This is a genomic window from Methanofollis tationis (genome assembly GCF_013377755.1).
GTDB classification, from domain to species: Archaea; Halobacteriota; Methanomicrobia; order Methanomicrobiales; family Methanofollaceae; genus Methanofollis; species Methanofollis tationis.
In genome coordinates this window covers 1,386,362-1,400,149 of sequence record NZ_JABXWR010000001.1, presented here as the reverse complement: position 1 = coordinate 1,400,149, position 13,788 = coordinate 1,386,362, and the positions used below count along the sequence as shown (strand labels likewise).

Below are 13,788 nucleotides of genomic sequence, written 5' to 3'. Positions count from 1 at the left end.
TCCAGTGTTTCAACAAATGATGAAATGGTAACCCCTATATAGGGATCGATCCAGATGTTGGATACCATGGAAGATATCAGCGTCGGTTTCATTGGCGGCGGCAGGGTGACCGGGATCATCCTTGCCGGGTGGAAGAGGGGCGGTCAGATGCCCGGGCGGGTTGTGGTCAGCGAGACCGATCCGGCCGCGCTCGCTGTGCTGAAAGAGCGGTTCCCTGAGATCGAGGCCGCCGGCGACGATCCGACCGTACCGGCATCGGCCGATATCGTCGTCCTCGCCCTCCACCCGCCGGCGATCGGGGCGGTGCTGCAGGCGATCACCCCGGCGCTCAGGGGGGGTGCGATGCTCGTCTCCCTGGCGCCGAAGTGGCGGATCGGCGCGATCGCCGCTGTTCTCGGCGCCGCCCGCCCGGTCGTCAGGATGATCCCGAACGCCCCCTCGGTCGTCGGGATGGGCTACAACCCCTTCGCCTGCTCCCCTGGTCTTCGCCCCGAAGAGTGCGAGCGGTTTGTCAGGCTCTTTGCCCCCCTCGGCGAGACGGTCGAGACCGACGAGGAGAAACTGGAGGCCTATGCCCTCCTCACCGCCATGGGTCCGACCTATTTCTGGTTCCAGTGGTACGAACTCCTCGACCTCGCCGATTCCTTCGGTCTCTCGCCTGAAGAGGCGCGCACCGGCCTCTTTGCAATGGTCGCCGGAGCCCTGCGAACGATGACCGACGCGGGTCTCTCCCCCGCTCAGGTGATGGATCTTGTGCCGGTGCACCCGATCGCCGGCGGGGAGGAGGAGATCAGGCGCCTGTACAGGGAGAACCTGCGCGACCTGTATCAGAAACTGGCAGGCTGATCCCTCTTTTTTCCCGCTTCTGCCAGACCTATTTCAAAAATTGCCGAAACCCCAACCTATATGTCGGGAGATCGCCAATCAAAGATTCAAAGAAATTTGAAAAATGGTCTGGATGTGGTTATACGGTAGAAAAAAAGACTGAAAGTGTTGAGAAGATCAGCATCTTGAAAAACTATGCGCCGACAATTGTTCTGCTGGCCCTCATCGTCGGCCTGACGGTCTGGTCGTTTTCAACGGGCATGGCCACACATGAAGGGGCCCCGGCTATCACGTTCATGGCGGTCGTTCTGCTCCTCGTTGTTGGACTGGCCGCGGGGATGCTCGGCGGTATTATCGGGACCGGGGGCTGCAGCGTCATGCTGCCGATCCTCCACTTTTACCTGGGATATCCGGTGCCCATCGCGATAGGCACCACCCTTTTCGCGGTGATCTTTACCGCGATCTCCGGGGGATATGGCCACCTGATCCGGAAAAACCTGGATGTAAAGACCACCGCATGGCTTGGCGGGTTTGGCATTCTCGGTGTGATCGCCGGTTCATATGTCTTCGACCTCCTCTCGGATCAAACGGCTCTTTTAGGGCTGATCCTCGGTCTGGCATTCGTGGTGCCAGCGGTCCGCATGATTCGTGAAGGCGTTGCGCACCGGGCGATCACGCACCCGGAGGGAAATGTCATCCCGGGATCTGGGGGAAAAAGGGATCGTTTGGGTTCGTGGTCGGCATCCTGACCGGGCTTGTCGGTCTGGGCGGGGGGTATGCCCTTGTTCCCGGTCTGATCTACCTCTTTGAGGCGCCGGTGTACGTCACGATGGGGACGTCGCTGGCAACGATGATCCCCCTTGCGATCGTCGGCGGGGGCATCAAGCTCGCCGAGGGGTATGTTGCAATCGGGGCCGGACTGATCCTGGCCGCGGGAACGATCGTGAGCGCACAGGTCGGTGCCGCCGCGATCAAGAAATTCCACCCTGCGACCCTGAAACTGATCTTCGGCGTGTACTTCCTGTACGTCTCCCTGAAATTTATTATGGCCTATTTCGGGATCGCAATCTTTTAAGGGAAGTTACGGCGTCATCCCGGCAGATATCTGCCGGGAGCCCCTCTTCTCAACGCCTGCGTGATGCTGTTCCGTCCTGAACGGCATGGCATGATCCCCACTCTTTTTCCATCCCCTCTCTTCAGGTACTATTTCAAAAATTGGTGAAATCTGCTGTGTTGCATAACTCTCTCCTGTACTCTTCCTCCCTCTTTTCTCCGCCGTCTCGCTCACTTCACCATTGTAAGCAGCATATTGTAGCAGTTCATTTTCATCTTCACCTCCCGGATCATTCCCTCCTTCGAAGTCGCCCTCACCGTTTCGCCGAATATTCGTTTTCCACTGGAAAACACTCCTTCAGCCTTCCATCTCATCCCATAGTCGATATCCTGTGCCCACTCTCTATATCCCCCCAATCGTACTCGCTCCCGTACGCATTCGGCGCGATAGGGCGATCCGGTGGATCTGGTCGCTGCATCTGTTCGCGTCTTGATTCCCGATAGGATCCCGCGTTTTTCGAGCGTATTGAAGATCTCGTTCCGGTCATAGGCCCCATCTGCAAGAAGACGGCGTATGGTATGCTCCCTGCCACAGTGCTGCTGGACCTGATCCAGGAGGGGAATACACCGTGCATCATCCTGAACCGATTCGTCGGTGACCTCTAGACCAAGGATCTGATTGGTTTCGATGTCGATCATCGCATGGACCTTGATCCATCCGCGCCGGACCCTCCACTTCTCCCGCATCCATTCCCCGCGGTTGGTGACTTTGATCCCGGTGCTATCGACAGCAATGATGACATTGCGTGAGAGGATCGTTGGATCAACCCGAAGGGAGATATCAAGACGCTTGATCCGGCGGAAAAGGGTTGTATAATCTGCTGAAACAAGGGAAGGAATAAAGATAGAGAGTTTCCGGGTAAAACCCTCCATCTGGCGATAGGGCATCTGCAGGAAGACGTGAATGAAAGCCATCCAGGTGATGAAGGGTTCGGGATAGTGAAAAGGACGACCGGGCTTGCCGGTGTTCATCCGGGAAACGAGATCAGTCCAGTGGTCGATGAAATCAAGGGAGAGGTAGAATTCGCCGCGGCGAACCAGACGTTCATTATATATACTCCAATCACGAGTGTCGGTGTACGGACGGCCCCATCGTTTGTTCTTTGGCATGAGGGAATGACGGGGCCTCCGGCATATTCTATCTTTGGGTGCGGTAGTGGCACTTATGCAACACAGCAGTGAAATCGCAACGTATATACGCCGGCGCTGCCAATCAAAGATTCAAACAAATTTGAAACACTGCTCCATGGTGATGAAATTGGCCGAAAAAGATACGGTGAAGAAAGAAGGCGGGTTCCTCTCCCGCCTCCGCTCGATGGGTGGACAGGACTGCGGATGCGGCTGCTGCGGCGGCGTGAAGATCGTACCGAAAGAGACGAAAGCGGACGAAAAAAGTCTTTCTGAAGAGAAATGATCTCCGATATTGCCAGAACCAAAGAGGAAGACACGGCGGCACGTATCCGCGCCTGGGCCGAAAGATACGCGGCGCGCAACGGCTGGCGACTCAACCCCGATCCGGCTGAACGCGAAACCGTCATCCACGGACTTGCCAGAAACGCCATCAGGTTCGGGAAGCAGTACTGTCCGTGCCGGATCAGGAGCGGCGACGCGGCGGAGGACAGAAAAATCATCTGCCCCTGCATCTATCACCGGGATGAGATTCGGGAGGACGGGCACTGCCACTGCCGTCTTTTCTTCAGGAACGATCAGGGGGTGTCGTCATGACCGGTGAGGTCATTACGATCGCGGTCGGCACCGATCTCCTCTGGATCGTTGCCGCCGTCATGATCGTCTGTTTTCTGCTGATGATCGGCATGATGATCCTGATGCGGCGACAGATGGCAAAGGGCGGATGCTGCTGCTGTGGCGTGGAACGGAGGGAGAGCGATGGCGCTGACTGAGACGCTTCTTGAAGCGGGCAGGTTCTTCGTCGTGATCGCCGGGGAACTCATCATCCTCTTTGTCGGGATCAGTTTCCTGGTCGGTCTGCTCCATGCCTACATCCCTGAGGAGCGGATCAGGCAGACCCTCGCCGGACGGGGCGAGGGCACATCCACCGTCCTCGGCGGCGTCTTCGGGGCGCTCACGCCCTTCTGCTCCTGCTCCACGATCCCGATCCTGGTGGGGCTGTTGAACGCCCGGATCCCGTTCGCCGCCTGCATGGCCTTCCTGCTCGCCTCGCCCCTCTTAAACCCGGTGATCCTCTCCCTCCTTGCCGCCCTCATCGGCCCGGTGCCGACGGCCGTATATGCCGTCATCACCTTCTTCGCGGCCCTCGTGCTCGCCACCCTCCTCGCGAGGCTCGGCTTTGCCCGCTCTGTGAAGGAGGTAACCGTCGAGGGGATGGCGGCGGCGCCGGCGTGCGGGTGCGAGGGGGGCACCTTTGCGGAGCGTCACGGCCCGCGGCTCTCCGCCGCCCTGAACTTCGCCGTCTCGCTCTTCCGCCAGGTCTTCGCGTACCTCGTCCTCGGCGCCGCCATCGGGGCCTTCATCTACGGTTTCGTCCCGGCCGACCTCATCGTTTCGGTCGCCGGGCCTGACAATCCCCTCGCCATCCCCGCCGCCGCCCTGATCGGCATACCAATGTATATCAGGGCCGAGACGATAATTCCGATCAGCGCCGTCCTCCTCCAGAAGGGGATGGGTGCCGGGGCGGTGATGGCCCTGATCATCGGCGGCGCCGGGGCGAGCATCCCGGAGATCACGCTGCTCTCGGCGATCTTCGAGCGGCGCCTGGTGGCGGCCTTCGTCGTCACCGTGCTCGGTATCGCCGTCCTTGCCGGGTTCGCCTTCGGCGTCATTCTCCCGGCATAAAAAGAGAAGGAACACACCTCACCTACCAACAGCACAAGAGAGAAGATCATGATAGACATCCTCATTGATTCGCTCCTCATGGGGTGGGAGACCCTGCTCGGCTACCTCGCCGAGCACGTCCTCACCTGCCTGGTCCCGGCGTTCTTCATCGCCGGCGCCATTGCGACGTTCATCAAGAAGGACGCGATCCTCAAATACTTCAGCCCGGACGCGAAGAAGAGCGTCGCCTACGGCCTCGCCTCGGTCTCGGGGACGTTACTCGCCGTCTGCTCCTGCACGATCCTGCCGATGTTCGCCGGGCTCTTCAAGCGGGGCAGCGGGATCGGGCCGGCGACGACCTTCCTGTACGCCGGGCCGGCGATCAACATCCTGGCCATCGTCTATACGGCGAAGGTGCTCGGCTTCGACCTGGGGCTGGCGCGGGCGGTCTTTGCAGTCATCCTGGCGATCGTCATCGGTCTTGTCATGGCGGCGCTCTTCCGCTCGCACGACGTCGAGACGCGGAAGAAGATGGCGGCGATGCCGCAGGTGCCCGCAGGCGGCGGGGAGGAGCGCCCCCGCTGGGTCGTCCCGGCGTTCTTGGTCATGCTCGTCGGGATCCTGATCGCCGGCACCGCCCAGGCCGACTGGCTGATCAAGTTCCCGGTCATCTACGCCCTCACCCTGGGCACGGCCTACCTGCTCATCTACTTCTTCGAGCGGGACGAGGTGACTGAGTGGGGCTGGGAGACCTGGGACCTCACGAAGAAGATCTTCCCGATCCTGATCGTCGGCACCTTCGCCCTCGGCATGCTCGCCTATTTCCTCCCGCCCGAGACCTTCGGCCCCTTCTTCGGGACGAACTCCCTCCAGTCGACCCTGCTCGCCTCGGTCGTCGGGACGATCCTGTACATGCCCACCCTGCTGGAGGTGCCGGTGATCGGCACCACCTTCGGCTACACCTCGGGCGTGATGGCCGGCGGCCCTGCGCTCGCCCTCCTCCTCTCCGGGCCGAGCGTGAGTCTGCCCTCGCTCCTGGTGATCTCCCGGATCATGGGGCCGAAGAAGACCGCCGTCTATGCAGTGCTCGTGATCGTCTTCTCGGCCCTCGCGGGGTTCGCGTACGGCCTGATCCTGGGGTGAAGGAGATATGGCAGAACGCACAAAACCATGCTGCGCCGCCGAGGCGATGCGGCGCATCAGGCAGATCGAGGTCGGCGGAATCGTCGTCGGCCTCGCCATGCTCGACGACGCCATCGACGAGGTGCGGGGGATGCACCTCGCCGGCGCCGACGCAATCGCCGAAGAACTCATGAAACAGATCAAGGTCTACAACTACGTCCCCCGTGCGGCCGAAGCGGCCTACCGGACGGCCCTGCTCGGGGAGTACGAGAAAAAGGTGAAACCATGAAGATTGAAATCCTCGGAACCGGATGCATGAAATGCAAACGCCTGGCAAAGAACGTCGAATCTGCGGTCGCGGAGCTCGGGATCTCCGCCGAGATCGAGAAGGTGGAGGATATCACCGCCATCATGGACCGCGGCGTGATGCTGACCCCGGCACTGATCGTCGACGGCGAACTGCGGGTCTCGGGCCGGGTGGCCGACGTGAAAGAGCTCAAGGAGATCCTGCAGGGGTGACGGGCATGGCAGATCAACCCACCTGCACCTGCGGCGGCGGCGAGGCGGCCGGGCAAAAGCGGATCATCTTCGCCTGCTCGGGCGCCTCGAATGTCGGCGAACTCTCGAACGCCGCGGCGGTCGCCCTCACGAATGAGGGCTTTGGGAACAAGGCCTGCACCGCCTCACTCGCCATCAGGACGCCCTCGGTGATGAAGAAGGTCGAGGACGCCGACGAGATCGTCGTCATCGACGGCTGTCCGGTCGAATGCGCCGGGAAGATCGCCGCAGGGGCGGGCATCGAGCCCGACCAGCACATTGTGGTCACCGAACTGGGGATCAAGAAGATCGGCGATATGACGGTCCATGAGGACGACCTTGAGAAGGTCGTTTCGGCGGCCTGGGAGGGGAAAGGAGAGAAGAAGCCCGCCCCTGAAGAGAAAAAGCCGGGAAGCGGTGGCTGCGGCTGCGGCGGGGGCTGCTAGAGGAGGGGAGAATGGCCGGCACCCTTCTCGTGGAATGGCGGCACATCGGCGAGAGCGTGGATGCGACCTGCGAACGGTGTGCGGCGACCGGGCGCACGCTCAATGAGGTCGTCGCCGCCATCCGCCCGGTGCTCTCGGCCCGGCGGATCAGGGTGCGGGTGACCGAGACGGTCCTCCCGCCTGAACGGATCGCCGAGTCCAACACGGTCCTCTTCAACGGCATCCCCATCGAGGACCTCCTCGACGAGGTGCGGGTGGAGATGACCCCCTGCGCCTCCTGCTCCTGCATCACCGGGACCGAGGCAGATTGTCGGGCGATCGTCTGCGGGGACGAGACCCACGAGGCCCTCCCCGCCGACCTGATCCTGAAAGCCGCACTGCGGGTGGTGGAGCCATGACCGAGCGCCGCCTCTCCACCTTCGAGAAGTATCTCACGGTCTGGGTGGCGCTCTGCATCGTGGCCGGGATCGCCCTCGGCCGCGCCGCCCCGGGCGTCGCCGTCGCCCTCGACTCGTTTTCGGTCTACCAGGTCTCGATCCCGATCGCGATCGCCCTCTTCTTCATGATGTACCCGATCATGGTGAAGATCGACTTTGCCGAGGTGCTCAGGGCGGCCCGGACCCCAAAACCCGTCGCCCTCACCCTCTTCATAAACTGGGCGGTCAAGCCCTTCACGATGTACCTCCTCGCCACCTTCTTCCTGGGATACGTCTTCGTCGGGTTCATCCCGGGGACCGAGGTGCTCGCCGACGGGAGCACCGTCGAACTCTGGCGGAGCTACGTTGCCGGGTGCATCCTCCTCGGGATCGCCCCGTGCACGGCGATGGTCCTGATGTGGAGCTACCTGGCGAAGGGCAACGACGGCCTCACCCTGATCATGGTGGCGATCAACTCCCTCACGATGCTGGTGCTCTACGCCCCGCTCGGCGGTTTTCTCCTCGGCGTGAACGCCATGCCGATCCCCTGGGAGACGATCCTCCTCTCGGTCTCGGTGTACGTCGCCCTCCCGCTTGTCGCAGGCTACTTCACCAGGAAGTGGATCATCGCAAAGAAGGGGATGGCCTGGTTTGAGACACGGTTTTTGAACCTGCTCACCCCGGTCTCGATCGTCGCCCTGCTCGGCACCCTGGTCCTCCTCTTCACCTTCAAGGGCGAGGTCATCGTCGAGAACCCCCTGACGATCCTCTGGATAGCAGTCCCGCTCTTCATCCAGACGGTGCTCATCTTCACCCTGGGGTATTTCGTCCTGGCCCCGAGGATAGGCCTCCCCTACCGGGAGGCCGCCCCGGCCGGGATGATCGGCGCCTCGAACCATTTCGAGGTGGCGATCGCAACGGCGACGATCCTCTTCGGGCTGGGGTCGGGGGCGGCGCTTGCGACGGTCGTCGGCGTCCTGATCGAGGTGCCGGTGATGCTGATGCTCGTAAAAATCTGCCTGCGTACGCAGGGAATGTTCAGGAGTGAACCAACATGAAGATGGACTCAATGCTTGTCCCGCTGGAGATCCACGGTGCGGCCGCCGCGATGGCGCCGGCTGTGGAGGAGATCGCCCGTCTCGGTGTGGAGCGGGTGGAACTGCTGTACGTGATCAACATCCGCGAGACGGCGGGCGATCCCGGCATTCATGCGCACGACCGCGAGGTGATGGATGGGTGGAAAAAACGCCTGGAGACCTGCGGCGTTCCCGATGTCGGGGCCGAGGTCGTCGCCGGCATCCCCTGGATCGAGATCCTGGAGCGGGCAGAGGCGAACCCGCCGTCTCTCATCGTGATGGGCTCGCACGGCCGTTCTCTGATCCCTCGCATGCTCCTTGGGAGCCAGACTGAGAACGTCCTCGCCCATGCAGCGGTGCCGCTCCTGATCCTCCGCCTGGCCGTGATGAAGGAGGGGGACCCGACCGCCTGCACCCTCACGACCGATCGGATCTTCCGCCGGGTCCTCTACCTGACCGACTTCTCCGGGGATGCAGAGCGGTGCATCCCGTTCATCGAGTGGATGGCCCGGGCGCGGCCCGAGCGCCTGGTGATCATGCACGTCCAGGACACCCGCCGCCTCTGGACAGCCTCGCAGGAACAGATCTCGGAGTTCAACCGGAAGGACGCCGCACGCCTCGCCGACCTGAAGCGGCACTTCGAACCCCTGGGTATCCCGCAGGTCGTCACGATGCTTGTGACCGGCAACGCCATCGACGAGATCCTGGGGGTCGAGGAGACGTTTGAGCCGACGCTCATTGTCATGGGGGCGAAAGGGCGACACAGCGCAATTCGGTCCCTCCTCGGCGGGGTGACCGGGGCGGTGGTCCACGGCGCACGGGCGCATGTGCTCGTGGTGCGGTAACAATCGTCAACGACCGTATGGTGGCGGCACTATGACCTTAAAAAGAGCAGTCATGAGATATGCGGAGTTCGTGAGAGAACACTACGCGATTATCATCATCTCCACCCTTCTCATTGCGATCGCGGTCGGCCTGGTCTCTTCCGCACCGGGCCGGTTTCTCCAGCAGTACAGCGTGCTGTTCATCGTGATCATGATCGGGGCAATGGGCTTTTCCATCACTTTCAAGAGCCTCAGCGCCTCGCTCAAGGAATGGTGTGCACGCTGCCTCTCGCTCGGGCTGGTGTTGAATTTCCTCTTTGCACCGTTCCTGTGCTGGCTCCTTGCACTCCTGTTTCTCCAGGAATATCCCGATTTTGCCGTTGGCCTCGTCCTTATCGGTGCGGTCCCCTGTGCCGGTATGGCCATGGTGTGGACCGGGCTGCTAAAAGGGGATCTCCCGCTCGCGACGGTCATCAATGCGGTGACGATGGTTCTCGCACCCTTCCTCATCCCGGTGATCATGCTCCTCTTTGCCGGCAGGTTCGTGGTTATTGATACGACTGCCATGTTCGTCCAGGTATTCCTCACCGTCCTCCTGCCCCTCCTTATCGGCATATCCCTGCGGGAGATCCTTGAATGGAGATCCTGTGCTCTGAAAGGCCATGATAAATCGCGGGGGCCGCAGCACGACCGGGAGAGAGCAATAAACGTGCAGCACATCCTCCCTGTCATGTCTGCCGTCTCCGCGACCATGGCCGTCCTGCTCATGTTCATGGCGATCAACACCAGCGTCCCGCTCATGGTCAGGAACGTCGCCGCCATCGTCCCGCTCGCCGCATCGACCATCCTCATCTTCCCCATCCTGTTTGTCTCGGCTTATCTTCTGAGCGTGCGGCTCTTCCCGCATTCCCAGAACATTGCCCTCACCTATTCGGCCGGTATGAAAAATCTCCCCATCGCCATCGGGATAGCGTCGGTCAGTTTCGGGGGACTCGCGATGCTCCCGGTCGCGGTCGGGTTCGCGTTCCAGATGCTGACCGCGGTCGTATTCTACCAGATATACAGGAGATCGGCCCCGAACGTCGGGTGAGTGGAAGGCAGAACAAATGTATATGAGTGCAATAACCGTTCCCGGGAACGACGGCGATGTAGCCCGTACATCGCAATCCGCCCCTCGTATCTCACGCCATGCATGATCTCCCCCGGTCAACGCAACACGATCCGGGATCTGGCGAGGCGATATGCCGGGCTCCCTGTCCGATTCCGCCCGGGGGCCGCCTCTCCACCCCTTCAAGACGATTGCGTTACAATTCTTTTTGAACCCAAACACCGCATGATTTAGGGCACATACTCTCCCCTATCCGCTTCTTTTCCAGAACGCCCCCAGCAGGATGGAAAGATCTATATATTATATTCCCTAATATTGTATCATATGGACGAGTGGGCTCGCGGGTGGCTGGAAGACCAACGCCGGAAGGGCGAGAAGTGCCTTGAGATCAAGTACATCCAGGACAAACCCTACGTCTACCGTTCGACAAGCGTCTACGACAAAGCGAGCAAATCCCCCCGGAAGGTGAGCACGTACCTCGGCCGGCTCACGAAAGATCATGGCCTGGTACCCAAAGGTGCGCGAACGCCAACCATCCAGCCCTGCACCATCCACGAATATGGCAACGCTGCCCTGCTGGAAGAAGAGTCCAGTGACCTTCTCCCCATCCTGAAAGACGCCTTCCCGGGCCACTGGCAGGAGATCGTCGCCCTCACCTTCACCCGGATCTCCGGGTACACGCCGCTCTCCCGGGTCAATGATGCCTGGGAGAAACTCAATAACGGCCTTGAGATCGCGCCGTCCTGCGATCCCCGCGCTCTCTCGCGTACGCTCACCGCGATCGGCGGCGATCGTCATGCCCAGCAGCAGGTGTTCCAGTACCTCTCCTCACAATCGAACCGGCTCATCTACGACCTCTCGTTCATCTTCTCTTCCTCCGACACCGTAAACCTGGCAGAGTTCGGCTACAACGCTGAAGGGGTCTGGCTGCCCCAGGTGAACATTGCACTCTTCAGCGCCATGGATACCGGCCTTCCGGTGATGATCCGCGCCCTGCCGGGTTCGGTCAGGGATGTCTCGACTCTCGTTGGATCCCTCGCCGAGATCGCAGCACCAGGAGGCATTCTTGTCCTCGATCGTGGATTCGTCTCGGAGAAGAACGAAACAGCCCTGATCGAGGCGAAGATCCCGTTCGTCCTCCCGCAACGCCGCAATAGCACCAGGTACGAGATCAGGATCCATCTCACCGACCACTTCTTCTACCACAAACGGCTGATCCATGCCGGTAAAAGGGAGATCGACGGACTGACACTCTATCTCTACGAGGATGCCGACCTGAAGGTCGAAGAGGAGAAGACCCTCTACCGCCTGCTGGAGGAGGGAGAGATCGATCGGGAAGCGCTGAACGTGAGGCTGAAGCGTGCGGGCCGGATCCTGATCCTCTCCTCGGTGAAGGCGGAGCCCCAGGAGATCTACCAGATGTATAAGTCGAGAAACCTGGTCGAGGACCATTTTGCTGCGTTCAAGAGTTTGATCCAGGCAGACAAGCTCTACCTCCGGGACGCAACGGCGGTGTTCGGCCATGTCTTTGTCGGGTTTCTCTGTCTCTATCTCTACTGCCGGATCCTGAACCGGATCAAGAGGGCGGGGATGACAGCGCACCTGTCACCGCAGGGGCTGCTGCTGAAACTCTCAAAGGTGTACGCGGTGGGAGCGGGGGAGGAGAGACGGATCACCGAGGTGCCGAAGGGGGTGCGGAAGATCGCGGAGAAACTGGAACTCGATATATTCCCTAATGCTTGAGGAGTTTGGGTTATATATACTCCAATCACGAGTGTCGGTGTACGGACGGCCCCATCGTTTGTTCTTTGGCATGAGGGAATGACGGGGCCTCCGGCATATTCTATCTTTGGGTGCGGTAGTGGCACTTATGCAACACAGCAAAAATTAGCGAAGTACTGGGCCCAGTTTCAGAAATGAAAAGAAAATATCAGACCGAACGCCATGAAACCTGGCCAAAATCTCTATCTGCCGACCAAAAGGAATGGCCGGCACCCTCACCGGCACCTGAAGGCGCCTTCAGGAACTCGGAATTTAAACCGGGCGCCTTCTCCCGGTGTACCGGTCTCCCTGATATCGATACCCGTGATCGCCAGGATCTCCCTGGAGAGAAACAGCCCAAAGCCGGTGTGGGCGTAGTGCTCCCGCGTGAATGCTCGATCTGCCCGCCCACATCAAGGACCAGGAGAGCGAAATCCACATGATCGAGAGAGAGAGGGCCATATCATGGCCGGATGCTCCGGCCTCCCGGCCGGGGTCAGACATATCGAGAGGTAAGACGAACTGCTGCATCGTATGCCGGAGAAAAAGTTCACACGGCCAGGGAACAGGGGCATGCGCCAGAGAAGCATGGATGATAAACACCAGAGAATTGCGATTAACTCCTCCCTGCCATCAGATACTCGCTCCCGACTGCCCTCTTCCCCTCGCTGTTCAGCCGTTTCCTTCCTGAACCCCTGCATTTAGAGGGTTTTTTGGATTTTCTCGAGAGCTATCGCTCGGCAGCTTGCGCTTTGAGGGTAAGAAGTTGCCTGAAGTTGAAATTCATGCAGGAGAAGATGTTCTTGACGTGCACTCTGGCAACCGTCGTGACCATGAGGTGGCCTGCATGGAACACCCGCTTGATCACGGCAAACGGTCGTTCCACCAGCGATCGTGTTCTGCTGATGGCCTTGTTCCGCCGGTTCTCCTTGATGGAGAGGGGATGGTTGCGAACGGCCCGGTGCATGGTCTTGTCCATAGATGCCTGCGGTTTCACCCCAAAATAGCCTTTATCGCGATAGACCGTCTCACCTTCCCGGGAGAGATCGATCCTGCTGTCATGGAGTGACGCCGTGGTGGTCTCAATCCGGCGGATCAGCTGACTGTCCTTGTCGAGCAGGATGTGAAGTTTGTACCCGAACTGTGACTTCGAGCCCTTCTTGGCCCAGGTGCCGTCGCGGCTGCGCCGCGTCTCTGCCTGATCTCCCCGGGGCGTGCCGGCAGGAGCATGCCCGGGATCGGCGGTGATGAACGTCGCGTCCTGCATGACACCGCGTTTGATGGCGAGCCCTTGTACTTCGAGTTGCCGCTGGAACTCATCCCAGATCGCGGTATCCTTCCCGGTTTGCGCCAAGCGTTCCCGGAACAGCCAGACCGTCGACCGATCCGGAATGGTTTCCGGATATCCCAGGAAGTGACGGAACGAGATCCGGTCGGTCGCCTGACGCTCCAGTTCGGGGTCAGACAGGCCATACCACTGCTGAAGCACCAGCAGCCGGATCATCAGAACGACGTCATAGTTCGGACGGCCGCCTCGCCCCTCGGCGTTGGTGTAGAGGTCAGCAAGGAGAGGGCGGAAGGCATCCCAGTCGATCAGACCGCTGACCTCACCCAGCCGATCACCCAGAGCTGCAAGGCTGGCATATTCGTGGTGGATCGCGAAATTGGTAAACGTGCTCATGGGAAAAAGGTCGATCCGGGACTATAAAGTACTTTGGGTGAGGTGGGGTTGTTCGAAATTCTCTGAAATCATGAAGATAACAATTC

The 13,788-nt window shown here is 60.4% G+C and carries 18 protein-coding genes and 1 pseudogene; 16 read left to right on the top strand and 3 right to left on the bottom strand.

Features of this window, described 5'->3' with window-relative positions; genetic code table 11:
* The first annotated feature begins 66 nt into the window (after positions 1-66).
* The 3 genes from HWN36_RS07255 to HWN36_RS12155 all read left to right on the top strand — a co-directional run bounded on the left by HWN36_RS07255 (position 67) and on the right by HWN36_RS12155 (position 1,900).
* Entirely contained in the window at positions 67-846 is a 780-nt protein-coding gene (locus HWN36_RS07255) for a pyrroline-5-carboxylate reductase family protein (RefSeq protein WP_176788737.1), read from the top strand.
* 164 nt (positions 847-1,010) lie between these two features.
* Entirely contained in the window at positions 1,011-1,574 is a 564-nt protein-coding gene (locus HWN36_RS12160; protein WP_281361644.1) for a sulfite exporter TauE/SafE family protein, read from the top strand.
* The gene (locus HWN36_RS12155) at positions 1,559-1,900 is read left to right on the top strand and encodes a TSUP family transporter (RefSeq protein ID WP_343044949.1); all 342 of its coding nucleotides are present in this window, start codon (positions 1,559-1,561) and stop codon (positions 1,898-1,900) included. Before HWN36_RS12160 ends, HWN36_RS12155 begins: the two co-directional genes overlap by 16 nt.
* A gap of 6 nt (positions 1,901-1,906) precedes the next feature.
* Here the strand turns inward: HWN36_RS12155 and HWN36_RS07245 are convergent, their stop codons facing one another.
* On the bottom strand, positions 1,907-2,113 hold the full coding sequence (locus tag HWN36_RS07245) for a hypothetical protein (RefSeq protein ID WP_176788736.1): 207 nt from the start codon (positions 2,111-2,113) through the stop codon (positions 1,907-1,909).
* Positions 2,110-2,987, bottom strand: a pseudogene (locus HWN36_RS07240) (IS5 family transposase). The gene HWN36_RS07245 and the pseudogene HWN36_RS07240 overlap by 4 nt, the downstream one beginning before the upstream one ends.
* 197 nt (positions 2,988-3,184) lie before the next feature.
* Here HWN36_RS07240 and HWN36_RS07235 point away from each other — a divergent pair.
* From HWN36_RS07235 to HWN36_RS07175, 13 genes are all read left to right on the top strand, one after another.
* The gene (locus HWN36_RS07235) at positions 3,185-3,352 is read left to right on the top strand and encodes a hypothetical protein (RefSeq protein WP_218133212.1); all 168 of its coding nucleotides are present in this window, start codon (positions 3,185-3,187) and stop codon (positions 3,350-3,352) included.
* The gene (locus HWN36_RS07230; protein ID WP_176788735.1) at positions 3,349-3,663 is read left to right on the top strand and encodes a ferredoxin-thioredoxin reductase catalytic domain-containing protein; all 315 of its coding nucleotides are present in this window, start codon (positions 3,349-3,351) and stop codon (positions 3,661-3,663) included. Before HWN36_RS07235 ends, HWN36_RS07230 begins: the two co-directional genes overlap by 4 nt.
* Positions 3,660-3,839, top strand: coding sequence for a hypothetical protein (locus HWN36_RS07225; protein WP_176788734.1), 180 nt, complete (start codon positions 3,660-3,662; stop codon positions 3,837-3,839). The genes HWN36_RS07230 and HWN36_RS07225 overlap by 4 nt, the downstream gene beginning before the upstream one ends.
* Positions 3,826-4,752 (top strand): permease, encoded by a 927-nt coding sequence (locus HWN36_RS07220; RefSeq protein ID WP_176788733.1) that lies wholly within the window; start codon positions 3,826-3,828, stop codon positions 4,750-4,752. Before HWN36_RS07225 ends, HWN36_RS07220 begins: the two co-directional genes overlap by 14 nt.
* A gap of 48 nt (positions 4,753-4,800) precedes the next feature.
* Positions 4,801-5,874 carry a permease gene (locus HWN36_RS07215; protein WP_176788732.1) on the top strand — a complete coding sequence of 358 codons (1,074 nt, stop codon included), beginning with the start codon at positions 4,801-4,803 and terminating at the stop codon, positions 5,872-5,874.
* Positions 5,875-5,881: 7 nt separating this feature from the next.
* Complete coding sequence (locus HWN36_RS07210; RefSeq protein ID WP_176788731.1) at positions 5,882-6,142, top strand: hypothetical protein; 261 nt, start codon at positions 5,882-5,884, stop codon at positions 6,140-6,142.
* Positions 6,139-6,372: a thioredoxin family protein gene (locus HWN36_RS07205; protein ID WP_176788730.1), complete on the top strand. Its 234-nt coding sequence runs from the start codon at positions 6,139-6,141 to the stop codon at positions 6,370-6,372. The genes HWN36_RS07210 and HWN36_RS07205 overlap by 4 nt, the downstream gene beginning before the upstream one ends.
* A 5-nt stretch (positions 6,373-6,377) precedes the next feature.
* Positions 6,378-6,836: a putative zinc-binding protein gene (locus HWN36_RS07200; RefSeq protein WP_176788729.1), complete on the top strand. Its 459-nt coding sequence runs from the start codon at positions 6,378-6,380 to the stop codon at positions 6,834-6,836.
* An 11-nt stretch (positions 6,837-6,847) separates the two neighbouring features.
* On the top strand, positions 6,848-7,234 hold the full coding sequence (locus HWN36_RS07195) for a DUF2703 domain-containing protein (RefSeq protein WP_176788728.1): 387 nt from the start codon (positions 6,848-6,850) through the stop codon (positions 7,232-7,234).
* Positions 7,231-8,310: an ACR3 family arsenite efflux transporter gene (arsB, locus tag HWN36_RS07190; RefSeq protein ID WP_176788727.1), complete on the top strand. Its 1,080-nt coding sequence runs from the start codon at positions 7,231-7,233 to the stop codon at positions 8,308-8,310. Before HWN36_RS07195 ends, arsB begins: the two co-directional genes overlap by 4 nt.
* The gene (locus HWN36_RS07185; RefSeq protein WP_176788726.1) at positions 8,307-9,173 is read left to right on the top strand and encodes a universal stress protein; all 867 of its coding nucleotides are present in this window, start codon (positions 8,307-8,309) and stop codon (positions 9,171-9,173) included. Before arsB ends, HWN36_RS07185 begins: the two co-directional genes overlap by 4 nt.
* A 70-nt stretch (positions 9,174-9,243) precedes the next feature.
* Complete coding sequence (locus HWN36_RS07180; protein ID WP_176788725.1) at positions 9,244-10,242, top strand: bile acid:sodium symporter; 999 nt, start codon at positions 9,244-9,246, stop codon at positions 10,240-10,242.
* Positions 10,243-10,584: 342 nt separating this feature from the next.
* Positions 10,585-12,003: a transposase gene (locus tag HWN36_RS07175; protein ID WP_176788724.1), complete on the top strand. Its 1,419-nt coding sequence runs from the start codon at positions 10,585-10,587 to the stop codon at positions 12,001-12,003.
* 748 nt (positions 12,004-12,751) lie between these two features.
* On the opposite strand, the gene HWN36_RS07170 is transcribed toward HWN36_RS07175, so the two are convergent.
* Positions 12,752-13,702: an IS5 family transposase gene (locus tag HWN36_RS07170; protein ID WP_176787388.1), complete on the bottom strand. Its 951-nt coding sequence runs from the start codon at positions 13,700-13,702 to the stop codon at positions 12,752-12,754.
* Positions 13,703-13,788 lie beyond the last annotated feature (86 nt).